Source organism: Neptunomonas sp. XY-337 (assembly GCF_004959845.1).
GTDB classification, from domain to species: Bacteria; Pseudomonadota; Gammaproteobacteria; order Pseudomonadales; family Balneatricaceae; genus Neptunomonas; species Neptunomonas marina.
In genome coordinates this window covers 218,630-241,773 of record NZ_SPLL01000003.1, presented here as the reverse complement: position 1 = coordinate 241,773, position 23,144 = coordinate 218,630, and the positions used below count along the sequence as shown (strand labels likewise).

The window sequence follows — 23,144 nt, the reverse complement described above, 5'->3', positions numbered from 1 at the left end:
ACAGCCTCTCCTTAGAGTAATTGTTTATGCAGCGTTTTTTAAAGCCCTTTAGCTCCGCTTGGGGCTTTCGTCGTCTTATCTACAGCATGGCTGAGCGTGAAGTTTTGGGCCGTTACAAAGGTAGTTGGCTAGGGCTTTTCTGGTCTTTAGTCACACCGATTCTATTGCTCGTTGTTTATATGTTCGTGTTCGGCTTTATTTTCAAAGCGCGCTGGCCTCAGTCAAACGGTGTTGATGAAGGTTTTGCCTCACTTCTATTTTGCGGAATCATCGTTTACTTGATGTTCTCTGAGATCCTGGGGCGATCACCTCGTTTAATTGTAGATAATGTCAATTATGTTAAGCGCGTGGTGTTCCCCGTAGATGTATTAGGCTGGGTGGCTATCGGTAATTCACTGTTTCATTTCTTTATCTCTACGGTAGTGCTGCTCGCTTTTGTGCTGTTTTCCGGGAAGGGGGTTGGTTTAAGCATTTTGATGTTCCCTGTGCTCACGTTGATGTTTGTGCTTTTTTTAGCGGGCATATCTTGGTTGGTGAGCGCATTAGGGGTTTATATTCGTGATGTAACCTATGTGGCAGGGTTTCTTACGACGGCGCTAACTTTTTTAAGCCCTGTGTTCTATCCAAAGTCGATCGTGCCTGAAAAGTTTGCACTCGTCATGGATATTAACCCACTCACCTTCTACATCGAGAACTACCGTAAAGTTCTGGTACTGAACGAGTTTCCAGACCCTACCTCGTTTGCAATTGCAGCGGTTGTTGCCCTAGGTACTTTCTTTTTAGGTTATGGGTTCTTCCAGCGCGTAAGAAGAGGTTTTGCCGATGTCCTTTAATAGCTATGGCTGTATTTTGGTTGTATCTCCCTCTCCTACAACGATTGCCGAGCCGCTTAATGGGATACGTACGGTAGCGATAGAATACAGCTTCGGTGCGGTTGATAATCTACATCAGCCTATCTCTGTATTAGATCGCTCAGATGTCAGCGCTACACTGAATGTATCTGAGCATTGTCGTGAAACACGGGCAGGCTTCGCCTATCAAGCTCTTAACTGCACCGTTGCGCAGTTTGCAATTCAGCATCAAGCCAGTGCAGTTTTGATTGAAGGTTTAAACGGCGCCACATTAGACCTACCACGGATGCTCAAGCTTATGGGCATACCTTGCTTTATTGCTGCTCCCGATGGGGAACTAAATGTTCAGGCGCGGCAAGATGTCGAAGCAAGCCTTGCTGATGCAAGTGGTTGGTATTTGGGCGATTGGGCTGAAGGTTATAATATTGATGGTGGTATCTCTTCTTTTGAGGAGGTTTGCTATCGTTGTGTGACAGCGGCAAAGCAGCCAAAAGCCTCAGCAGGTTTTGACTACTCAATTTATGAGTTTGCCCAGCGAGACCACCCACTGTTACTAGCCATGCAGCGCCCTTATGTCGATCATTTCGCAGGTTGTCGCAAGGTGCTGGACTTGGGTTGCGGCAGTGGTGTGTTTTTGCAGCTTTTGCAGGATCATGGTATCGACGCCGTGGGTGTAGAGCGCAACTCAGAGATCGCTGAGTATGGCCGAGGGTTAGGTTTAGATATCCGCACAGAGGATGCGCTCGAATTTCTAGAGAATTCGACAGAGACCTTTGACGGGATTTACTGCTCCCATTTTGTTGAGCACTTGCCCTTTGAGTTGGTGTGCCGGTTGATCACTCTGCTGCAACAGCGGCTTGTTGAAGGCGGTAAATTGCTGTTGGTGTTTCCGGACCCAGAGTCAATTCGCTCCCAACTATTGGGCTTTTGGCGTGATCCTGAGCACGTGCGCTACTATCATCCTGACCTCATAAAAGCGGTAGGGGAAGCTCAGGGCCTGCGGTGTGAATGGCACAGCCATGAGGCAGCTCCGCATACGGTTGTATCGTTCTCTGAAACGGCTCCTACCGTTGCGCAATGGCCGAGTATGGAGCCAATTGCACAGCCTAAAGCTCAGCCAACTTTATGGGAACGTGTGCTTGATCGCTTGGGTATTTGTAGCCGCAGACGCCTTTGGGCGCTATTGGAAGAAAAACAGTTGCTCGTTGAGCACCTGAATGAACAGAATCGAGCACAGCAGGCTGTGATCAGTCAGCTAAAAGTGCGTACGGATATCTTGTGGGATGTGAATCGAACGTGGGGATGGGAAGACAACGCGGCGATTCGTTTGGTAAAAGGCCCACAAACAAACAAGGAGTTGCAGTGTTAGCACATAATGTAGCCGTTATTATCCCGGTTTATCGTGGATTAGAGGAAACACGCCGCTGTATTGAAGCGGTGCTGCGCCACAATAGTTCTGAGCGTGCTCAGCTTATTATTATTGATGATGCGTCGCCTGAGCCTGAAGTATCTGCGTATCTTGAGCAGGTGGCTAAGCAAGATGGTGTGGAGCTACTCGTCAACGAACAGAACTTAGGCTTTGTGGCAACCGTCAATCGCGGTATGGCCCATGCTGGCAACGCTGATGTCATATTGCTCAACAGTGATACAGAGGTCACCTGCGGGTGGTTGTCACGCATGCAAGCATGTGCCTATCGTGAGGAAAACATTGGCACGGTGACGCCTTTCTCAAACAATGCCACGGTGTGCTCTTATCCACAATTTAATCGCTCTAATTCGCTCCCAGAGGGGTGGACGCTAGAGGCTCTAGCGAGTGCGTTTGCACAAGCCAATAAAGCCCAATACGCAGATATTCCAACCGCCGTGGGCTTTTGTATGTACATCCGCCGCGATTGCTTGCAGCAAGTAGGGCTGTTTGATGTTGAAAACTTCGGCAGAGGTTATGGCGAAGAGTCGGATTTCTGTATGCGTGCAGCCAAAGCTGGCTGGCGCAATGTGATCTGCGCCGATGTTTTTGTCTTCCACGAGGGCGGTGTCAGCTTCAGTGACGAAACCCGTGAGCGCATTATTCATGCTGAGGAGGTGATGAATCGCCTGCACCCTGAGTATCGATTTGAAGTTGCACGCTTTGTTAGTGAAGATCCGTTGCGCCGATACAGAGATGCGGTTGACGACTTGCGTATTGCTCGTCTGAATGATGACTCTAATGTTGTGATTTCCCAGCTACGTACCTATCGAGATTCGATTATTCAGTCGATCTTAGAATACAAGGACTTTATTGATGTCGAACGTGAGCAATATCAGACGATGCTTGCAGAGGCACGGAGAGAGTTTAAACGTACGGATGAGGGGCTCGCACAGGCGCAAGCGATTGTCGATAAGTATGTCTTGGCAATAGAGGCGAAAGACCGAGAGATTGCAAAACTAAATCACTTGCTTGAAGAGGCGCGGGTTGAATTTAAACGCACCGATGAGGGGTTATTCGAAGCACAGCGTATTGTGCGTGAATATGCCGAAGCATTGGAGCAACGGGATCGTGCAATCGAGGTGATGAGCCAGCAGATGGATCATTATATCAAACGCAATGCGGTGTTAGAGGGTAAGTACCCCATTGTGTTAGCGCGCCGGATCGGCAGCAAAATTAAACGAATGATAACGAGGTTAGTTAAATCGTCATGAGCCCAGCTATTCATGCGTATACCAGTATTACCACTAACTACTTGCCAAAAGCGCGAGTGTTGGGCCAGTCAATTCAAAAACACCATCCGGATGTTAAGTTCCACTTGGTGCTTTCAGACGATCTACCCGAAGGATTCGATTTAGCGAATGAGCCCTTCGAGTCTGTGATTTTGGCTGAGTCGTTGCCGATTGAAGACCCCGATAAGTTCTTTTTTGTGCACTCAGTTGTTGAGCTATGTACTGCTGTTAAAGGCATGGCGTTAGAACATATTTTCGAGCAGCATAATGCCGATATTGTGTTTTATTTTGATCCTGATATGGCGATTTTTTCACCGCTTGATCGTCTGGTGAATGAACTGCAAGACAACAGCATTCTATTAACGCCTCATCAAACTGAGCCTGAACAAACAGACCAAGCGATTGTGGATAACGAGTTGTGCAGTTTGCGCTACGGCGTATTCAATTTAGGGTTCGTTGGAGTTAAAAACGATGCTGATGGGCGTCGATTCTCGGGTTGGTGGCGTGACCGTCTATTGAAATACTGCCAAGACAATATCCCGCGTGGTCTCTTCACTGATCAGAAGTGGGTTAACTTGGCACCTTGTTACTTCGACAACCTAAAAGTGCTGCGTGCGCCTGTGTATAACGTTGCGACTTGGAATTTGACGCATCGCCATGCTACCGGTAGCTCGATTGAAGATGTACACATTAATGGCGAGCCGCTCTGTTTCTATCACTTCTCAGGTTTTGATAGCGGTGGCCAAGAGTACATGCTGAACAAGTATGGTAAGCACAGCCCGATCCTTTTTGATCTGCGCGAGTGGTATATCCAAGAGTGCGATAAAAACGGGCAGGAAACGCTGGGCAAGGTGCCATGCAAATACGGCTTTTACGCCGATGGCACCAAGATCGCAAATCATGAACGCGTGATCTACCGAGATCAGCTCGAGTTGCATGAGCGGTTTGCAAACCCCTTCTCTAGTGACGAAAACAGCTTTCAAAAGTGGCTGGCTGAGGGGGCTGCTGAACAAGTGGTGCCTGCCGACAAGGTTGCAATCTCACCGACTGCGGGTGTTCGAGATGTTGTGCAGAGCATGGCAAACTACTTTTATACCGTCTCCTATACAGAGCGTGCTAACTCTTGCGTGAAGCGCTTCTTGTTGCGTAACTTTGCGCGCGCGCTGCGTATTACAGGCAATGTGGTTTTCAAGTAGAGCCGGAGCCGCATAGCCCTGTATGAGAGACTTTTCCTATCAGCTGGTTGTTGTTGCCGATGAAGCCGACAACCAGCTCACCGATTACTTAACACGATTAGGCCACCACAATGATCTAGTGGTGGTGCTATCCAAAGCACCTCAGCACGTTTTACAAGCCGACCAAGTGCTTGTTTCCCAAGATATACAGTCGGCAGCGACCTTTTGGAGCGCACTGAGTCACGTACTTGGTGCTTGTGATAAGCCGCGGCTGGTGATTCGAGCAGGTGCTCTGCTGCCTGAAGCACTGAGTCTGCGTTTATTGAGCGAACTGTGCGATAACGACGATCCTAAACTCGTGGGGATCTCGCCATTAAGCGCGCAAGATCCGCTGCTGAGTGTGTTTGACCAGCCCAATTTAGCGAACAATCTTGACGTTGATGCAGTTGATCAATGGGTGGTTGATTATGCGGAGGGGCGAGCTTGGGAAACTACGCGGTTATTGCCAAGCTGTGCCTTGCTGCCCGCGAGTAGCCCTCTATGGTCTATCTCTGCTGATACTGACAAGGCACTTTATGCACAACTTAAGTGCCAAGGTGCCGTGTTTCTGGTGGCTAACCACGTTTATATCGATGATAGTTCGCTCGACTCTGCATATTTTGCACTGGACAGCCTCAGCGACAACTGTGTTGCAAATGCGCAGGACTATCATCCGTTGTTACCTTTGCGTCATGCTTTGTCGGAGCTTGCGCAGCGAGCTGAAGCACCTGCGAAGATCGTCCCTGTCCGGCCGGTGCAGCTACATCTAGCACATAGCTGGGGTGGCGGCTTGGGCCGCTGGGTTGAGGACTACATAGAGGCCGATCAGCACCATAATAATTTGGTGTTACGGCCGTTAGGGACTTGGGGGCGTTTTGGTCAAACAATCGCGCTATATCGTAGTGCGCAAATGGATGTGCCGTTACAGACGTGGCAACTGTCTCAATCGATAGCCTCAACGGCAATCCACCATGCGGAATATGCACGGCTCCTGACTGAAATCGTTGCTGATTATCAGGTTGAGGCGGTTATGGTGTCGTCGGTCATCGGTCAGTCACTCGATATTTTTGCGCTCGGTTTACCAACTCGCGTAGTTCTGCATGACTTTTATCCATTTTGTCCGGCGATTGTGGCAACCTACAATAGTGCTTGCCAGCAATGTGATCGAGCGCGGATGGATGGGTGCAAGCAAGACAACGATTATCATCGCTTCTTTACGGATGAAAGCAATGATTACTTCTGCGCATTACGACAAGCCTTTCTGGAGGCGATACAACAGCGGCATGTTAGCTTGATTGCGCCATCACATTCAGTTGTAGAGCGCTATCAAACTCTTGCGCCAGTGCTTCGACAAAAACCGATTACGGTTATCCCCCATGGACTTTCTAGCACTCTGCTAGAGAGCTTAACGATGAAGCCGTTGCAGCCTGCGAACCCTGAAACGTTAAAGGTTGTAGTGCTCGGTTCACTGGCGCCGCAAAAGGGTCTGACCCTGCTCAAAGCTGCGCTAGATAGGTTGGCACCGTTTTGTGAGTTACTGTTGCTAGGTTGCGGCACTGACTCTAAAGGGCTTGAGAAGCATGCCCATGTGACGCGTGTAGAAAGCTTCACCAAAGATGAGCTTGCAGGCCATTTAGCTAGCTTTAATCCGCATGTGGGCTTGCTACTGTCTAATGTACCCGAGACGTTCAGTTATACGTTATCGGAGCTCTATGCGATCGGCTTACCTGTGGTTGCCACGGATATTGGCGCATTTTCTGAGCGTGTGACCCCCGATGCTGGCTGGTTGATTCCAATCGATGCCGGTGCACTTGTTGAGCAGTTACACCTCTTGCATCAAGCGCCTGAGCTGATTGAACAGAAGCGAGTTAACGTTAAAACGTATGCACAGCGCACAGCGGGTCAGATGTGTGATGAATACGCGGCACTGATCGACCTGCCTGAAAATTTACCGCGTTATCGGGTAGCAAAGCGCTCTTATATGAACCCCTATAAAGGCGTGACCGTTCAGCAAACACAAGCGCTCTATATTGATGAGCAGCAACCGTTTAAGCAGATTGTGAGCGAGTTTCTGCGCTACACGCAGAAAAAAGTGATCGCATCACCGCGTTTGCCAAACATCGTTAAACGGATCATTGCCAGCGTTATTAAGCTCTCCTTGAAACTACTGCGCCGCCTATGAAGCTATTTGCATTTTACTTTCCACAGTTCCATCAAACACCAGAGAATAGCCGCTGGTGGGGAGAGGGCTTTACTGACTGGAATTTAGTGAAGCAGGCAGTACCGTTAGAGGCGGAGCATTATCAGCCACGCATACCCTATAATGGGCGTTATTACGACCAAGCGGACGCGGACACTGTTGCTTGGCAGGCCGAGCTTGCCCAAAACCATGGTTTATCAGGTTTTAATTTTTACCACTACTGGTTCGATGGCAAGCTGATGCTTGAAAAGCCGATGGAGCTGTTTCGCGATAATCCAGACCATCAGCTTGAGTACTGTATCACTTGGGCCAATGAAACTTGGACCCGGCAGTGGGTTGGCAATCCGGAGGTGCTTATTAAGCAGAGCTATTCGGATGATCGCGCCGTATGGCGTGCCCATTTTGATTACCTGCTAACGTTCTTCCAAGATGAGCGCTACCTCAAGCGTGAGGGTTGCCCGGTCCTGTGTATCTATCGACCTGAGCTGCATAGCCATTTAGAGGCTTACCTCTCGGCATTCGATCAATGGGCTCAAGAGGCAGGTTTTAACGGCGTCCATTTTGTGGCCATCAGTGCTTATCAGCTATCACAGGCAGAAACTGCACAGCAGAACTTTGCAAGCGTTATCCGTTTTCAGCCACGTATCTTTTTTACAGCGCAGCGGGCCGAGAGTAGCGCATTGATGCGCTATGTTGAGCCGATACTGCGTTTGCTACCAGAATCGATGCAGCTGTACCTTGGGCGCATGAAAGCTGCTCATCAGCGTTATCATGCGTTTTCTTACGAGGCGTTATGGCAGCATATACATCAATTGGCTGAGCAGGATGCACCACAGGCGTATCAGTCCGTCGTTGTGGATTGGGACAATACCGCGCGCTACGGCAAGCGAGCTCGTTTTTTTAACGGTGCGACGCCAGAAGCGTTTGGTCATCATCTGGCGAAATTAGCGGGTGCTGAGCAGCGCCGTGGCAAAGAGTGGCTGTTTATTAACGCGTGGAATGAGTGGTCTGAGGGCGCTTACTTGGAGCCAGATGAGCGGTTTGGCTACCGCTACCTTGATGCGGTGAAACAAGTGCGCCAGCAGCTTGATAAGGATGCTGCGAATGTCGGCTGATCCAACCGTCGCGGTGCTACTTGCCGCCTTTGAAGGCGAGGTATGGATCGCAGAGCAAGTCAGCTCTATTCTCGACCAGCAAGATGTCCAAGTGGCGCTATACATTAGCGTAGATCCTGGCAAAGACGGGACACTCGGTTGGTGCCAACAGCTCGCTGAGCGCGACTCGCGGGTGACACTGCTCCCGCAACAACGCGCAGGCTCAGCCGCAGCGAACTTCCTGCGTTTAATACGCGATGTTCCGGCTGAAACGGCAGACTATGTGAGCTTTGCAGATCAAGATGATATTTGGCGGTCCGATAAGTTAATCGCTGGTATTAAGTTGCTGCAAGTATCTAATGCGAGTGGTTATTCCAGCGATGTGGATGCGTTTTGGCCGGATGGCCGCCAGCAGCGTATCGTGAAGTCCCAGCCTCAACGCCAGCATGATTACCTCTGTGAGTCCCCCGGGCCTGGGTGTACCTTCGTTCTGACCAAAGCGTTATACACGGCACTGCAAGGGTTTGTGGCGCAGCATCAGTCAGCACTCAATACACTGCATTTCCATGATTGGTTAATCTACGCCTTTGCGCGAGCTTCGGGTTATCAGTGGGTGATCGATAGCGAGAGTTACATGGCGTATCGCCAACACGCCAACAATGAGCAAGGCGCAAATGTGGGTGTGCTACACAAACTAAAACGCTTCAAAGCTTTGCTGGGTGGGCGTTGGTTCGGGCAGATGCAACTACTGGCAAAACTGCTGGCAGATCGCGACCCGGCTGCACAGCAGGTTGCTAATGCCTTTGCTCGTGGCCGCATGGGTTACTGGACCTTGTTTTGTTGGGCGCCCAAGCTGCGTCGTGCAAAATTTGAGCAATGGGTGTGGGCCTTCGCTTGCCTGCTGACGGTGCTTTTAGGCCCTCCACGCAGCTGATTTAAAGCTTCTTACGAATCATATCTTTGATAATAAAGCGGGCAGGATGTGTCGCATCAGCGATATCGCGCGGCAAGGGCGATGGCTCTTGGCAGGCGATACTTGCAATGTGCTCTGCCAGCAGTGGCGCTGTAATTAAACCCTTTGAACCATGCCCAATATTTACAAACAAGCCTGTCCAGTAGGGTGGTGTGCCGGATGGCACGTTGGCCTTGCGGTCTTTACGCAGCGCTTGGTATTGCTCAAGGTAGGCGTTTAGGTCCGGTGCAGGGCCTGCGATGGGGAGGTAATCTGGCGTTGCGCAGCGAAAGCCGACTTTGCCATCCCAGCTAGCTTTAGCTTCTAGTTGCGCAGCGATGTTAGGTGCAGCTTTTTGCAGCTGCGCATGGTTTTTATCGTGATCGATTCCGCGGAGCGATTCGCAGGGATCTTTTAGATCGAACGTTGCGCCGAAGCAATATTCGCCATCTACAGGTGGCGAAACATATCCCTCTGCACAGATCACTGTCGTCAGTGTTGCGCTGCCTTTAGCGTGCGTCACCTGCCCGCGTATCGCTTTAACGGGGAGGTGAGATGTTTGCGTAAAGTTTTGGGCATCTTTGGCATTGGCGATAATAACCATATCAGCCGTCGCAGCTTTGGTATCACCCGCCTGTTGATAGCTGAGCTGCCACTGTTGATCACATGGCTCGATGTTATCGACCTTAGCCTCTAGGTGCACTTGAATATTGGGGTGCCTTACCAGTGCTTTGCCGAGGGCCTGTGGATAAACCCAGCCCGCATTGGGAAAGAAGATCCCCGGGTAGTTGATCTCGGTATTCGCTAGCTGACTTGCTTGTTGTGCGTCCACACCCATGAGGATCTCTGGGCTGTAATGGTCGGCATCGATCAATTGCTGCTGGCGCTGTTGCTCTTTTTCATGGGTAGCGAGCTGCAGCACGCCACATTGTGCTCCTTGCACGTTATCGAACAGGTTCAACGTGTTTAACCAGCGGATGCTCTCAGCTAGGCCGCAGAGGTGAAACAGTCCAGCGACCGTTGGAGCAACGGGCGGTTTTGCGTAGAGTGCGCCTTGGCGATTGCCTGAGGCCTGAGTGCAGATATCGCTGGTTTGATCGTAAATGGCTACGCTGATACCGCGGCGTGCTAATGCGTAGGCGGTTGTGATACCGGCAAGTCCGGCACCAATAACAGCAGCGTGCTTGGGCTTATCAGTTTTTGGGGCTGCAAACCAAGGTTTCTCACGTTGTTGCAGTGGGCAGGCGGTTTTTATGCCGGTCAGCATCTCTCGTTTGTGGCCAAAGCCTGCTTGTTTACGCATACGAAAGCCAGCGGCCTCTAACCCGCGCCTTACAAAGCCTGCTGCCGTAAAGGTTGCCACGCTGGTGTCTGGCGGGCTTAAACGGGCCATCTCTGTAAAGAGTTCGTCACGCCACATATCCGGGTTTTTAGCGGGCGCAAAGCCATCTAAGAACCATGCGTTGACCTCTGTGTCTAGTTTCGCAAACGCGGCGGCTGCATCGCCAATGCAGAGGGTCAGAGTGTAACGGTCGCCAAAGTTGATACGGTGCATACCCGGTTGCAGCGGCGGAAATTGCGCAATGAGTTGCTTGGCATAGGGGTTATCAGGAAAGCTCTGTTCCAATGCCCGTGCCAGATCCTTTTTGTGCAGAGGAAATAGCTCGGTTGAGATAAAATGAAGCCGCTCGATCTGGAGTGCATGCTGCTCTATGAAAGCTAGGGTATGCAAAAAATTGGCTCCGGTACCAAAGCCGGTTTCTGCAATGGTGAAAACAGGGCGCTGCCAGCTCGTTAAACGGGTGAGCAACTGGTTACCATCGATAAAGACGTGGCGTGTTTCGGCTGCGCCATCGGCTGGGTTGAAGTAGATATCATCAAACAGATCCGAGTGCGGTTGGTTCTCTTTCCAGCTTAGGTTGGCGTTTTGCAGCTTCATAGTCGTTCGGTAGTTAAGTCAAAGGCGCATTGTAAATTAAGCGATTTGTTGGTGCGAATTTAACGGGGAGGTTTTGTGAAATACAAAGTATTGATCACCGGCGCTAGCGGTTATATCGGCGGTGCGCTCGTTGATCGCTTAGCATCTAAGCAGTCGGCTTGGCAGGTGGTCGGCAGTGTGCGTAAGGCCTTTGAACCACCACTAAACAACGTCGAGTACTTTGTTACGGGTGATTTAGCAGGAGAGGTGGATTGGAGCCGCGCATTGCAGGGCGTTGATGTCGTTGTCCACACGGCGGGTCGAGCACATAAGTTATCGGCAGGCGAAACGGAAGATCAGTTTGATCGAGTCAATGTGGGAGCAACCCAGTCATTGTTAGAGGCGGCAGCAAGCGCGGGAGTAAAGCGTTTTATCTTCTTAAGCTCTATCGGTGTTTTGGGTGAACGACACGCCGTTCCGGTGACTGAGAGTGCAGCACCTGCGCCGACCCAAGCATATGGGCGCAGCAAGCTACGTGCTGAACAAGCGGTGCAGGCGTTCTGTACCGAACACAGCATCGAGTATGTGATTGTCCGCCCCACACTGGTCTATAGCGCGGCGGCTCCCGGCAACTTCCGACGTTTGCTAGGTATTGTAGCGCGCGGTTGGCCGCTACCTTTTAAAGGGCTATCTGGTCAGCGCTCATTTGTTGCGCTCGACAATGTGTGCCAATTTCTCGAGTTGCTGTTACTTCATCCCGCTGCTGCCAACGAGATCTACCATCTGTGTGATGACAAGCCGCTCACATTGCCGGTGTTACTCACTATTTTGAGTGAGGGGATGGGCAAAAGGTGTCGCCTTTTCGCGATTCCAGACGCGATACCCTATGTCCTCGCGCGCGTTAGCGGTAGAATACGCCTCTACAACCAGTTATATGGATCATTTGTTGTTTCGAATCACAAGGCGAAACAGCAGTTAGGTTGGCACATGGAAGTGGACCCTCAACAAGCGTTGCATCGAGCAGCCGAACAATTTATCCAATCATAGAGGCATCAATTGGCTGTGGAAGCGAGCTGGCATTACATCGTGGTATGTACGGTTTTTGTGACATCATGGGGGTTAACCGCATGGGTGCGCCGCTACGCTTTGCAAGGTCGGTTGATGGATATCCCCAATCAGCGCAGCTCCCATGCAGTGCCTACGCCACGCGGTGGAGGCATAGCGATTGTGGTGAGCTGGAGCTTAGCACTTGGCGTCTTGTGGTGGTTGGGTGTCGTAACGGACGAGCTGGCTGGAGCGGGGCTTGCTGCTCTGGGTGTTGCGGCGATCGGCCTTTGGGATGATTATCACAGCCTGTCTGCGCGTATCCGTCTGTTAGTGCACTTTATCTGTGCTGCGGTTGTGGTTTGGCTTCTGCCCCTGAACATAACGCCCTTAGCGTTAAATACCGCTGCGAATGTGTTGTTGGTGATAGCGCTTGTTTGGTTGCTAAATCTATATAATTTTATGGATGGTATTGATGGACTTGCCGCTGGGCAGGCGTTATCGGTAGCGTTGGGGTTTGCTCTGTTAGCTGCGTTAGTCGGCTTTAATGAACTGATGTGGTTAGCCCTCATCCTTGCCATGGCAGCCGGTGGTTTTTTATGTTGGAACTGGCCGTCTGCGAAGATTTTTATGGGCGATGTGGGAAGCGGATACTTGGGTATCTTGTTTGGCATGCTGCTCCTGCTTGCTTGGCAGCACAGCACCATACTTGCGGTAGCTGGTGTTATTTTGATGGGTGCTTTCGTGGTGGATGCAACATGGACATTAATCACCCGTATGTTAACTGGGCAGCGCTTTATGGCACCACATCGTACGCACGTTTATCAAAAGCTCAGTGATCGTTGGCGCTCGCATACACGAGTGAGTGTGGCGTTGTTAGTGGTCAATACCTGCTGGTTATTGCCATTGGCATATGCCGTTGCGTTCTCTTATCTACAGCCATTGTTCGGTCTATTGATCGCTTATGCACCTTTTTGTGCGCTCGCCATTGGGTTGCGAGCCGGTGTGCCACCCAAGGAGGCCGTTACGTGTTAGCTTTTATTTTGGGGTTATCCCGGCCCGCTAAGCGTTTTGTCTCGTTGGTTGCTGATATGGGGCTGCTGTCGATAGCCTTCTGGGGTGCCTATTGGGTGCGCCTAGATGCGGACACGCCAATCGCGAGTACTGGGCATTGGTTGTTACTCGCCTTTCTCATCCCACTGAGTTTAATGGTATTTATCCGCATCGGTCTTTATCGCGCGGTGCTGAGGTTTGTGAGCTTCCGCGTGCTCTGGACGGTTGGGCTAGGGGTTTTTCTATCAACCTTCTTCCTGATGACCGCTAGCCTCTACTTTGCTGTGCCGATGCCGCGCTCGATCCCTATTATCTATTTCGCGTTTGCGTTGATTTTAATTGGCGGCGTGCGCTTATTCTTCCGCATGATCTACCAGAACACCAAAGGTGATCGCATACCGGTGCTGATCTACGGTGCGGGCGCTTCGGGGCGGCAGTTGCATTTAGCGATCAATCAGGGAGCGGAGTACTTTCCCGTTGGGTATGTGGATGATGACTCACGATTAGTGAAGTCATTTATTCAAGGCTTGGAGGTGTTTGCGCCGCAACGTATGGCTGAGCTGGTGGAGCGCCATCATGTGAAGAAGGTGCTACTGGCGCTGCCACGCATCAAAAAGAGTGAGCGTCATGCTATTTTGCGCAACCTAGAAACGCTCTCGTGCGAAGTTTTATCAATCCCTGATATGGGAGAGTTGATCAATGGCCGTGCAAAAATTGATGAGCTGAAAGAGGTGTCAGTGGAGGATCTGCTGGGCCGAGATCCTGTTGCGCCGGTTGATCGTTTGATGCGCGCTAACATCACCGATAAAACGGTATTGGTGACAGGCGCTGGTGGCTCGATTGGCTCGGAGTTGTGCCGCCAGATCGTCCGCCTTGGACCTAAGCGGTTGTTGCTATTTGATCTATCGGAGTACGCGCTTTACCAAGTTGATAAAGAGCTACGCGGATTAGCGTCGCAGCGCCACAGTCTGGTGGAAATCGAGCCGGTGCTTGGCTCGGTTTTATCGCGCAAGCATTTGACGCGCTTGATGAAGCAGTATGGTGTCGAGACGGTCTATCATGCTGCTGCCTACAAACACGTACCGCTGGTTGAGAGCAACGTAGTTGTTGGCGTTAAAAACAATGTACTGGGTACACTGCGTTGTGCCGAGGCGGCGATCGAAAGTGGAGTGGACAACTTTGTACTGATCTCTACTGATAAAGCGGTACGCCCTACGAATGTTATGGGGGCGAGCAAGCGGTTCGCTGAGCTAATCTTACAAGCACTGGCGCGTAAGCAAACACAAACGCGTTTTGTGATGGTGCGCTTTGGTAACGTATTGGGTTCTTCCGGGTCGGTGGTGCCGCTGTTTCGTCAGCAGATCAATGCAGGTGGGCCTGTAACCGTTACCCATGAAGAGGTTGTACGATATTTTATGACGATTCCCGAGGCATCGCAGCTTGTGCTGCAAGCCGGGGCAATGGGTAAAGGCGGCGATGTCTTCGTACTCGATATGGGCAAGCCGGTGCGTATCATGGAGCTTGCTCATCGTATGATTCGCCTCAGCGGCCTGACCGTGCGGGATAACGACAACCCAGACGGCGATATTGCCATTGAGGTGATTGGGCTGCGTCCGGGTGAAAAGCTATACGAAGAGCTTTGGTTAGGTGAGCGGCTATCAGGCACCGAGCATGCGCGTATTATGTCGGCTGATGAGCACTACTTAGAGTGGCCGCAGTTGTCTGTGCTGCTGGAGCGCTTAGAGAGCGCCTGCGAAGACGCAGATCAAGACGCTATCATGAAACTTTTTTTACAATCTGCACTCAGTTTTACGCCTTCTAACAAGGCGCACCAAGTAACTGGGCAGTTACATACCCTTGGCGCTTAACGCCTTGGGTCGCTGTTTTGAAGAGAATAATATGGAAACGAAAACGTTCCTGGTAACAGGAGGGGCGGGGTTTATTGGCTCAGCGGTGGTACGTGAGCTGATTAACAATACGCAGCATCGGGTTGTGAATGTCGACAAGTTAACCTATGCCGGCAATCTAGAGTCACTGCAATCGATTAGCAGCAATGAGCGCTACAGCTTTGAACATCACGATATTTGCGATGCTCAAGCGATGGCGGAAGTTTTTGCGAAGCATCAGCCGGATATTGTCATGCATTTGGCTGCAGAGAGCCACGTAGATCGCTCGATTGATGGCCCAGGTGCTTTTATCCAAACCAATATTGTAGGTACTTATACGCTGCTTGATGTTGCGCGTAACTACTGGAGTAACCTGCAAACGGAACACGCCGAAAAGGCTGCGGCTTTCCGTTTCCACCATATATCCACAGATGAAGTGTATGGTGACTTACCGGATGATGGCAGCCTGTTCACCGAGACCACACCTTATGAGCCGAGTTCACCCTACTCTGCGAGTAAAGCGGGATCCGACCATCTGGTGCGAGCGTGGCTAAGAACGTTTGGGCTACCGACGCTAGTCACAAACTGCTCGAACAACTACGGCCCCTATCACTTCCCAGAGAAACTGATTCCGCTGGTCATTCTGAACTGTTTGGCTGGTAAACCTTTGCCTATCTACGGCAACGGTACGCAAGTACGGGATTGGCTCTACGTAGAAGACCATGCGCGTGCGCTGATTTTGGTTGCCCAAAATGGCAGCGTCGGTGAGACCTATAATATCGGCGGCCATAATGAAAAGCAGAATATCGAAGTGGTACAGCAGATTTGCGATATTTTGGATGAACTACGCCCGACAGAACACAACGCTTCACTCAATAGTGAAAGCTATCGTGATCTGATTACCTACGTATCAGACCGGCCAGGACATGATCAGCGTTACGCGATCGATGCGAGCAAGATCCAAGCGGATCTGGGTTGGCACCCTGAGGAAACGTTCGAGTCTGGCATTCGCAAAACGGTGCAATGGTACCTCGACAACGAAAGCTGGTGGCGAAATGTTCAAGATGGTAGCTATCAAGGTGAGCGTTTGGGGTTGGGCCGATGAAGATACTACTCACTGGGAGCCGCGGCCAAGTCGGGTTCGAACTGCAACGTACGCTCGCTCCGCTAGGTAAGGTGATCGCGCCGACTCGCGACGCTTTAGATCTAGCTGATACGCAAGCGGTGGAGCAATGGCTTGAGCGCGAACAGCCGCAGTTAATTGTTAACGCCGCGGCGTGGACGGCGGTTGATCTGGCCGAATCTGAAGAAGCCGCTGCACGGCGGCTCAACGCGGAGCTACCTGCTCAGCTTGCGAGCTGGGCGGCAAGCCATGATGCTCTGCTGGTGCATTTCTCCAGTGACTATGTTTATCCGGGTGACGGAAGCATCACATGGCAAGAGTCCAGCCAACCGAAGCCTTTGTCTGTATATGGGCAAACGAAGCTGGCAGGCGATCTCGCTATCTTGGAGAGCGGCGCAAAGCACTTAATCTTCCGCACGAGTTGGGTTTACAGTGTGCGCGGCAACAACTTTATGAAGACGATGCTGCGTTTAGGTGGCGAGCGTGATGAACTACGCGTTGTTGCTGATCAGATTGGCGCGCCTACCTCAGCGCGGCTGATTGCAAACGTCGCGACATTAGCTGCGTATCGGCGCTTACAGGCAGACGATATAGCTGATGGTGTTTATCATCTTTGCCCCCGTGGCGAGACCAGTTGGCAAGGCTTTGCTCAAGCGATTTTTACTCAAGCGGCGGCGCTTGGACACCGCTTAGCAATTACACCCGAACGGGTTCTACCAATTCCGACGGCAGAGTATCCAACGCCAGCACAGCGCCCACTTAACTCACGTTTATCCTTGCAGTTAATTGAGGCAACATTAGGGGTTGAGCTGCCTGATTGGCAGGATGAGCTTAGTACAACACTAGAAGAATTTTTGCAGTCTACACAATAGAGATATCCACTATGGCACGTAAAGGCATTGTCCTCGCAGGAGGCTCTGGTACACGTTTGCACCCGATTACACGGGGTGTTTCAAAGCAGCTGCTACCGATCTATGACAAACCGATGATCTTCTATCCGATTTCCGTGTTGATGTTGGCTGGGATTCGAGAAATTTTGATCATCTCCACACCAGAAGACCTACCTCAGTATCAACGCCTGTTGGGTGATGGTAGCGAGTTTGGTGTCAGTTTTACTTATGCAGAGCAACCATCTCCAGATGGGCTCGCACAGGCGTTTATCATCGGTGAGTCTTTTATCGGTAATGATCCGGTATGCCTTGTGCTTGGCGATAACATCTACCATGGGCAAGGCTTTTCTGAGCAGCTCAAGCGAGCAGGTGAGAACGAGTCCGGGGCGACAGTTTTCGGCTACCTTGTGCATGATCCAGAGCGCTTCGGTGTCGTTGAATTTGATGGACAAGGCCGAGCAGTATCCATTGAAGAGAAGCCTGAGAAGCCTAAATCGAACTACGCCGTAACAGGCCTCTATTTCTACGATAACGATGTGGTGGATATTGCCAAAGCGGTCAAGCCTTCATGGCGTGGTGAGCTTGAAATCACCAGCGTCAACAATGCTTACCTAGAGCGTGGCGACTTGCGCGTTGAGCGCCTAGGACGAGGCTTTGCATGGCTGGATACCGGCACTCACGATAGTTTGCTAGAAGCGTCTCAGTACGTGCAAACCATTGAACACCGCCAAGGACTTAAAGTGGCATGCCTTGAAGAGATCGCTTGGAAGCAGGGATGGATCTCAGATGAGGAGCTTATCGCCAGCGGCGAACGGTTGAAAAAAACCAGCTACGGCACTTATCTTTTGCAATGCGTACAACATGGAAAATAACACAACAATATGAAAGTTATTGAAACAACGCTGCCTGATGTTCTGATTCTTGAGCCGACCGTTTTCGGTGATGAGCGTGGCTTCTTTATGGAGAGTTTTAACCAGCAGCGCTTCAAAGAGTTAACGGGGCTTGAGCGGGACTTTGTTCAGGATAACCACTCTAAATCGGCCCATGGCGTATTGCGTGGCCTTCATTATCAGATTAAGCAGCCGCAAGGTAAGCTGGTGCGTGTGACCGCTGGCGAAGTGTTGGATGTCGCTGTTGATATTCGCCGCTCATCGGAAACCTTTGGCCAATGGGTGGGGGTGCGCTTATCAGCGGATAACAAACGCCAACTCTGGGTGCCAGAGGGCTTCGCGCACGGCTTTGTGGTCTTATCTGAAAGTGCGGAATTTCTATACAAAACAACTGACTACTACGCGCCGGAGCACGAGCGCTCGATTCGCTGGGATGATCCAGAACTCGGTATCGACTGGCAGCTAGAGAGCGCGCCGCTAGTGTCAGCGAAAGATGCCGACGGCATACCGCTCGCAGAAGCGGAACTGTTTGATTAAGCGGCTTAGTGCCGCTTTTTCTTTCTTTAGTTCAGCTACAGTTGTGTCCTAGCAGGGTATAACGGCTATCACGCGCTACAATAGAGCGCAGAAATGGTTTCTGGACGATGGCTAGAGGTCATCAAATAACTTAGAGGATGAGAAATATGATTCCGGTGGTTCTCTGCGGTGGGTCTGGAACGCGTCTATGGCCAATGTCGCGTGCACAATATCCTAAGCAGTTTTTGTCGTTGAATTCAGATAAAACAATGCTGCAAGAAACCATTGATCGTCTTGAGGGGATGCAGGAAGGACTGGTGATCTGTAATGAAGAGCATCGCTTTTTAGTCGCAGAGCAGTTACGCCATACTGCTATCCAAGCGGATATTTTGCTTGAGCCTGTGGGGCGTAATACGGCTCCAGCGATTGCGTTAGCCGCACTTCAACTCGAGGCGGCTGGCCGTGCATCGGAGCTCATGCTCGTTTTACCGGCAGACCATGTTTTTCAAAATACCCATGAGCTTAACCGAGTCGTTCAATTGGCGGCGCCCGTAGCGAATGATGGCCAGCTCGTCACTTTTGGTATTGTGCCGCATTACCCAGAAACCGGATTTGGTTACATCAAACGAGGCGGTGAGCTGGACGCTGACAGTGTTTATCAAGTCGCCCAGTTTGTTGAGAAGCCTGAGCTTGCAACGGCGCAAGCTTATGTAGACTCGGGTGAGTACTACTGGAATAGCGGCATGTTTCTCTTCCGTGTAGATCGCTACCTAGAGGAGCTAGCGAAGCATTCGCCGCAAATCTTAGCGAGCTGTCGTGAGGCGATGCAGGCAACACAAGCAGATCTTGATTTTATCCGGGTTGATACAGCAAGCTTCCAAAGCTGTCCGGACGACTCCATCGATTATGCCGTCATGGAAAAAACAGATGCTGCTGCTGTGATTCCACTCGATGCAGGTTGGAGCGATGTAGGCAGTTGGTCTGCGCTTTGGGATCTAAAAGAGAAAGATGCTAACGGTAACGTGCTGACAGGCGACGTACTGACTGAATCCACCAACAATACTTTGGTGGTCTCTCAGGAGCGCCTTGTGACGACACTGGGTATCGAAGACTTGATTATAGTTGATACCAAGGATGCCGTTCTTGTTGCCCATAAAGACCGTATCCAAGATGTGAAGAAACTGGTTGCTCAGATCAAAACGGCTGGGCGCAATGAGCATCAGCAACACCGAGAGGTTTATCGTCCTTGGGGCTGTTACGATACGATCGACCTTGGGGAACGTTACCAAGTAAAGCGTATTACTGTGAACCCGGGTGGGCGGTTATCGCTGCAGATGCATCACCATCGAGCGGAACATTGGATTGTTGTTTCTGGAACCGCAAAGGTGACCAATGGCGAGCGCGAGTTCTTGCTGCAAGAGAACGAATCGACCTATATTCCAGCAGGTGAAAAACACCGCTTGGAAAACCCTGGCAAGATCCCACTTGAGATGATCGAAGTTCAGTCCGGTACTTATCTGGGTGAGGATGATATCGTTCGCTTTGATGACAAGTACGGTAGAGCGGAGTAGGAATAGGGAAGTCGCTTTTCGAAAGCTGGGCAGCTAATTCTGGGCTGCCCTTTAATACCCTACCATAGAGTACCTCAGCGAGATGTCGTGGCAATTTGTTAGCACGCCACAGATGACCTGAGGTCTTTAAAGCCTCATTCCTGCCTCCACATAGCATTTGGCCAAATCTTATTTTGGGGCTGCCACACAGAGGTGTTACTTCCGAGCTCTGGCTTACTGCTGTGTTGCTAGATAGGGGGCTCGAGAGTTGATAAACCCAGAGAGTACAATTTTAAGGTGCTAAGCGTCACTCCGTGATGGCGCTACTCTTCACTTTCTCCGTTGATCCTGTGAATCTTTTGCTACACTGAGCATATTCTCCTAGCTTGAGGTTTCGCGAATGAAAGCAAACTTCAGATATTTAGGGACTCTTGCTACTGGATTAGCGTTATTTACTTCTGCTGCTCACGTAAAAGCTGTCGAATATGTCATTGGCACAGACCCTTGGCCGCCCTTTACCATTATGGATGAGGGTGAATACCGTGGTATTGATGTTGATATCGCCAATGAGCTTCAGCGTCGTCTACCTGATATCTCCTTCCGTTTTCAGCGTATCCCCTGGGTGCGTGCTTTGCGCTATATGGAGCAAGGCAAAATAGATGCGATTACAGGACTGGCGAAGACTGACGAGCGCGCAGAATACATACAATATACCAGTCCTCCTTATTACTCTGAGTGCTCAAGCGTGTTTTATGTTCGTAAAGAGAGTGGCATTCAAATTTCAAGTTACGAGGATCTGTACCGTTATAAAGTTGGCTATGTTTTGAACTCAGCGTATTTTGAACGGTTTGATAAAGACGATAAGTTGCGTAAACACAGTGTGAGCGATGAAGATCAGCTACTGGATATGCTCATTCATGGCCGAATCGATACGATTATCGGTACTAACTGTCAGATCCAATACCACATAAAGATCAAAGGAGCGCTTGATCGGGTAGAGGAAGCGAACTGGGGCCCAAAAAATAATGTGGATCTTTATTTTGGTCTATCCATGCGTTCAGCAATTGTTGCTGAACAGCACCGCTTAAACGCAGCAATTAAGTCGCTTAAAAATGAAGGTGTTATCGAAAAGATTGTAAAACAGTATTTTGAGTAACGGCTTGAAATGACAACAAATATCTTGGTGTGAGAAGTAATTTGGGTGTAGCGAGTGACAGATAATGAGATTGGTGGGCCCACCAGGACTTGAACCTGGGACCAACGGATTATGAGTCCGCTGCTCTGACCAACTGAGCTATAGGCCCGATAAAGAGGCGCCAATAATACAGAGAATCAATTATTGGCGCAATACTTTGATATCAATGGAGATTTCTACTCGTCCAAGAAACTGCGTAGATGGTCTGAACGGCTTGGGTGGCGCAGCTTACGTAACGCTTTTGCTTCGATCTGACGAATACGCTCACGTGTAACGTCAAACTGTTTACCCACCTCTTCAAGCGTGTGGTCAGTGTTCATGTCGATACCAAAGCGCATACGTAGCACTTTCGCTTCGCGCGCTGTTAGGCCCGCAAGGACTTCACGTGTTGCTTCACACAGGCCTTCACCGGTTGCTGAATCTACCGGTGACGTGTGGTTAACGTCTTCGATAAAGTCACCTAGGCTCGAGTCTTCATCATCGCCGATTGGCGTTTCCATCGAGATCGGCTCTTTTGCTATCTTCAGCACCTTGCGGATCTTGTCCTCAGGCATATCCATGCGCTCTGCCAGCTCTTCTGGCAGCGGCTCACGACCCATTTCCTGAAGCATTTGGCGTGAAATACGGTTGAGCTTATTGATCGTTTCGATCATGTGTACCGGAATACGGATCGTACGTGCTTGGTCGGCAATCGAGCGAGTAATAGCCTGACGAATCCACCATGTGGCATAGGTGGAGAATTTGTAACCGCGGCGGTACTCGAACTTATCAACGGCTTTCATCAAGCCGATGTTACCCTCTTGGATAAGATCCAAGAACTGTAAGCCTCGGTTGGTATACTTTTTCGCGATAGAGATTACCAAACGCAAGTTGGCTTCAACCATCTCTTTCTTCGCACGACGGGCACGAGCTTCACCGATAGATAGGCGGCGATTTACTTCTTTGATATCGGACAGCTCAATTTGAGCCTCTTCTTCCAATGCCAAGAGTTTACGTTGTGCACGTTCTAAATCAGGAAGGTTGCGTTTAATCGCACTTGCATAACTTTGATCAGAGTTCGCTAGCGTTTTGAACCAGTCAGGGTTTGTCTCGTTGCCTGGGAACTCTTTGATGAACATACCGCGCGGTACTTTAGCGCGCTGTACGCAGATACGCATGATCGTGCGTTCTTGCTGGCGTGCACGTGCGATAAAGTCGCGTACGCGCTCAACGAGGGTATCGTAAAAACGAGGCGATAGCTTAATCGGTGCAAAGGCTGTCGCAAGATCTCGCATTGCGCTATCAAATTCTTTGCTTGCACGACCATGCTTTTCAGTCGCTTCGTAAACAGCGAGTAGGTGAGTACGAATTTCAGTAAAGCGTAGGCGCGCTTCCTCTGGATCAGGACCGCGTTCGCCGTCTTCAGAGTCGTCATCTTCATCGCTTTCATCGTCAGAGTCTTCGTCGTCCAGCTCTTCTTCGACCTTTTCTTCGACAACTGGCGCTGGCACAACCGCTTCATCGGGATCGATATAGCCACTGAAGATGTCGCTTAAACGGCCCTCTTCTTGCAGTGTGGCGGCGTAGGCTTCGAGGATGATCTCGACGGATCCTGGGAAGTTAGCCAAGGCAGCCATCACTTCACGGATACCTTCTTCGATACGCTTAGCGATCTCGATTTCGCCTTCGCGTGTGAGTAGCTCAACTGTACCCATTTCGCGCATGTACATACGCACAGGGTCTGTTGTTCGGCCAGCATCTGATTCAACGGCAGCTAGTGCTGCAACGGCTTCATCGTCTGCTTCATCCGCAGAGTCGCCCTCTGTCATCAGCAGCGTTTCGGCATCAGGTGCTTCTTCAGATACGTTGATGCCCATGTCGTTGATCATGCGAATGATATCTTCGACCTGATCTGGATCGGCGATATCCTCTGGAAGGTGATCGTTCACTTCAGCGTAAGTGAGATAACCTTGTTCTTTACCGCGGGCGATCAGTTCTTTAAGACGGGATTGCTGCTGAGAGGTATCTGACATGGACGTCCTACGAAGATGCGATTATGACAACAAAAAAGTGAGCGCGATATTATAACGTC

At 50.6% G+C, this 23,144-nt stretch carries 18 protein-coding genes and 1 tRNA gene; 16 read left to right on the top strand and 3 right to left on the bottom strand.

From position 1 onward, the window contains the following. The first annotated feature begins 26 nt into the window (after nt 1-26). Genes E4L36_RS08240 through E4L36_RS08210 form a run of 7 tightly spaced genes read left to right on the top strand, consistent with a single transcriptional unit; the run spans nt 27 to nt 8,990 of the window. Nucleotides 27-833, top strand: coding sequence for an ABC transporter permease (locus tag E4L36_RS08240; RefSeq protein WP_136680221.1), 807 nt, complete (start codon nt 27-29; stop codon nt 831-833). Next, nucleotides 823-2,220, top strand: coding sequence for a class I SAM-dependent methyltransferase (locus tag E4L36_RS08235; RefSeq protein WP_136680220.1), 1,398 nt, complete (start codon nt 823-825; stop codon nt 2,218-2,220). The genes E4L36_RS08240 and E4L36_RS08235 overlap by 11 nt, the downstream gene beginning before the upstream one ends. Next, nucleotides 2,214-3,530, top strand: coding sequence for a glycosyltransferase family 2 protein (locus E4L36_RS08230; RefSeq protein ID WP_169051506.1), 1,317 nt, complete (start codon nt 2,214-2,216; stop codon nt 3,528-3,530). Before E4L36_RS08235 ends, E4L36_RS08230 begins: the two co-directional genes overlap by 7 nt. Then, nucleotides 3,527-4,744, top strand: coding sequence for a glycosyl transferase (locus tag E4L36_RS08225; RefSeq protein ID WP_136680218.1), 1,218 nt, complete (start codon nt 3,527-3,529; stop codon nt 4,742-4,744). The genes E4L36_RS08230 and E4L36_RS08225 overlap by 4 nt, the downstream gene beginning before the upstream one ends. A 22-nt stretch (nt 4,745-4,766) precedes the next feature. Further along, nucleotides 4,767-6,944, top strand: coding sequence for a glycosyltransferase family 4 protein (locus E4L36_RS08220; RefSeq protein WP_136680217.1), 2,178 nt, complete (start codon nt 4,767-4,769; stop codon nt 6,942-6,944). Then, the gene (locus tag E4L36_RS08215) at nt 6,941-8,077 is read left to right on the top strand and encodes a glycoside hydrolase family 99-like domain-containing protein (RefSeq protein WP_136680216.1); all 1,137 of its coding nucleotides are present in this window, start codon (nt 6,941-6,943) and stop codon (nt 8,075-8,077) included. Before E4L36_RS08220 ends, E4L36_RS08215 begins: the two co-directional genes overlap by 4 nt. Beyond that, nucleotides 8,067-8,990, top strand: a complete 924-nt coding sequence (locus E4L36_RS08210; protein WP_169051505.1) for a glycosyltransferase — start codon at nt 8,067-8,069, stop codon at nt 8,988-8,990. The genes E4L36_RS08215 and E4L36_RS08210 overlap by 11 nt, the downstream gene beginning before the upstream one ends. A 1-nt stretch (nt 8,991) precedes the next feature. Here E4L36_RS08210 and mnmC read toward each other — a convergent pair whose 3' ends face one another. Next, nucleotides 8,992-10,947, bottom strand: coding sequence for a bifunctional tRNA (5-methylaminomethyl-2-thiouridine)(34)-methyltransferase MnmD/FAD-dependent 5-carboxymethylaminomethyl-2-thiouridine(34) oxidoreductase MnmC (mnmC, locus tag E4L36_RS08205; protein ID WP_136680214.1), 1,956 nt, complete (start codon nt 10,945-10,947; stop codon nt 8,992-8,994). A 75-nt stretch (nt 10,948-11,022) separates the two neighbouring features. On the opposite strand from mnmC, the gene E4L36_RS08200 reads away from it, so the two are divergent. The 9 genes from E4L36_RS08200 (at nt 11,023) to E4L36_RS08160 (ending at nt 21,034) form a co-directional block, all read left to right on the top strand. Then, the gene (locus E4L36_RS08200) at nt 11,023-11,973 is read left to right on the top strand and encodes an NAD-dependent epimerase/dehydratase family protein (protein ID WP_136680213.1); all 951 of its coding nucleotides are present in this window, start codon (nt 11,023-11,025) and stop codon (nt 11,971-11,973) included. A 15-nt stretch (nt 11,974-11,988) separates the two neighbouring features. Next, a complete protein-coding gene (locus E4L36_RS08195) occupies nt 11,989-13,005 on the top strand; it encodes a glycosyltransferase family 4 protein (protein WP_240770706.1) in 1,017 nt (338 codons plus the stop codon). Next, a complete protein-coding gene (locus E4L36_RS08190; RefSeq protein WP_206064531.1) occupies nt 12,999-14,891 on the top strand; it encodes a nucleoside-diphosphate sugar epimerase/dehydratase in 1,893 nt (630 codons plus the stop codon). Before E4L36_RS08195 ends, E4L36_RS08190 begins: the two co-directional genes overlap by 7 nt. Nucleotides 14,892-14,922: 31 nt before the next feature. Further along, nucleotides 14,923-16,014: a dTDP-glucose 4,6-dehydratase gene (gene rfbB / locus E4L36_RS08185; protein WP_136680212.1), complete on the top strand. Its 1,092-nt coding sequence runs from the start codon at nt 14,923-14,925 to the stop codon at nt 16,012-16,014. Beyond that, nucleotides 16,011-16,904 carry a dTDP-4-dehydrorhamnose reductase gene (gene rfbD, locus E4L36_RS08180; RefSeq protein ID WP_136680211.1) on the top strand — a complete coding sequence of 298 codons (894 nt, stop codon included), beginning with the start codon at nt 16,011-16,013 and terminating at the stop codon, nt 16,902-16,904. Before rfbB ends, rfbD begins: the two co-directional genes overlap by 4 nt. A gap of 11 nt (nt 16,905-16,915) precedes the next feature. Beyond that, a complete protein-coding gene (gene rfbA, locus E4L36_RS08175; protein ID WP_136680210.1) occupies nt 16,916-17,794 on the top strand; it encodes a glucose-1-phosphate thymidylyltransferase RfbA in 879 nt (292 codons plus the stop codon). A 9-nt stretch (nt 17,795-17,803) separates the two neighbouring features. Beyond that, on the top strand, nt 17,804-18,349 hold the full coding sequence (rfbC, locus tag E4L36_RS08170) for a dTDP-4-dehydrorhamnose 3,5-epimerase (RefSeq protein ID WP_136680209.1): 546 nt from the start codon (nt 17,804-17,806) through the stop codon (nt 18,347-18,349). Between the two features lie 146 nt (nt 18,350-18,495). Further along, nucleotides 18,496-19,899 carry a mannose-1-phosphate guanylyltransferase/mannose-6-phosphate isomerase gene (locus E4L36_RS08165; protein WP_136680208.1) on the top strand — a complete coding sequence of 468 codons (1,404 nt, stop codon included), beginning with the start codon at nt 18,496-18,498 and terminating at the stop codon, nt 19,897-19,899. Between the two features lie 379 nt (nt 19,900-20,278). After that, entirely contained in the window at nt 20,279-21,034 is a 756-nt protein-coding gene (locus E4L36_RS08160; RefSeq protein ID WP_136680207.1) for a transporter substrate-binding domain-containing protein, read from the top strand. 71 nt (nt 21,035-21,105) lie between these two features. Here E4L36_RS08160 and E4L36_RS08155 read toward each other — a convergent pair. Continuing rightward, a tRNA-Ile gene (locus E4L36_RS08155) sits at nt 21,106-21,182 on the bottom strand. Nucleotides 21,183-21,249: 67 nt separating this feature from the next. Continuing rightward, nucleotides 21,250-23,085 (bottom strand): RNA polymerase sigma factor RpoD, encoded by a 1,836-nt coding sequence (gene rpoD / locus E4L36_RS08150; protein WP_136680206.1) that lies wholly within the window; start codon nt 23,083-23,085, stop codon nt 21,250-21,252. Nucleotides 23,086-23,144 lie beyond the last annotated feature (59 nt).

What these genes read in the sequence shown, in the direction of transcription:
- E4L36_RS08240 (WP_136680221.1), top strand. Translation starts at nt 27, where the DNA reads ATGCAGCGTTTTTTAAAGCCCTTTAGCTCCGCTTGGGGCTTTCGTCGT.
- E4L36_RS08235 (WP_136680220.1), top strand. Translation starts at nt 823, where the DNA reads ATGTCCTTTAATAGCTATGGCTGTATTTTGGTTGTATCTCCCTCTCCT.
- E4L36_RS08225 (WP_136680218.1), top strand. Translation starts at nt 3,527, where the DNA reads ATGAGCCCAGCTATTCATGCGTATACCAGTATTACCACTAACTACTTG.
- E4L36_RS08220 (WP_136680217.1), top strand. Translation starts at nt 4,767, where the DNA reads ATGAGAGACTTTTCCTATCAGCTGGTTGTTGTTGCCGATGAAGCCGAC.
- E4L36_RS08215 (WP_136680216.1), top strand. Translation starts at nt 6,941, where the DNA reads ATGAAGCTATTTGCATTTTACTTTCCACAGTTCCATCAAACACCAGAG.
- E4L36_RS08210 (WP_169051505.1), top strand. Translation starts at nt 8,067, where the DNA reads ATGTCGGCTGATCCAACCGTCGCGGTGCTACTTGCCGCCTTTGAAGGC.
- mnmC (WP_136680214.1), bottom strand. Translation starts at nt 10,947, where the DNA reads ATGAAGCTGCAAAACGCCAACCTAAGCTGGAAAGAGAACCAACCGCAC.
- rfbB (WP_136680212.1), top strand. Translation starts at nt 14,923, where the DNA reads ATGGAAACGAAAACGTTCCTGGTAACAGGAGGGGCGGGGTTTATTGGC.
- rfbD (WP_136680211.1), top strand. Translation starts at nt 16,011, where the DNA reads ATGAAGATACTACTCACTGGGAGCCGCGGCCAAGTCGGGTTCGAACTG.
- rfbA (WP_136680210.1), top strand. Translation starts at nt 16,916, where the DNA reads ATGGCACGTAAAGGCATTGTCCTCGCAGGAGGCTCTGGTACACGTTTG.
- rfbC (WP_136680209.1), top strand. Translation starts at nt 17,804, where the DNA reads ATGAAAGTTATTGAAACAACGCTGCCTGATGTTCTGATTCTTGAGCCG.
- E4L36_RS08165 (WP_136680208.1), top strand. Translation starts at nt 18,496, where the DNA reads ATGATTCCGGTGGTTCTCTGCGGTGGGTCTGGAACGCGTCTATGGCCA.
- E4L36_RS08160 (WP_136680207.1), top strand. Translation starts at nt 20,279, where the DNA reads ATGAAAGCAAACTTCAGATATTTAGGGACTCTTGCTACTGGATTAGCG.
- rpoD (WP_136680206.1), bottom strand. Translation starts at nt 23,085, where the DNA reads ATGTCAGATACCTCTCAGCAGCAATCCCGTCTTAAAGAACTGATCGCC.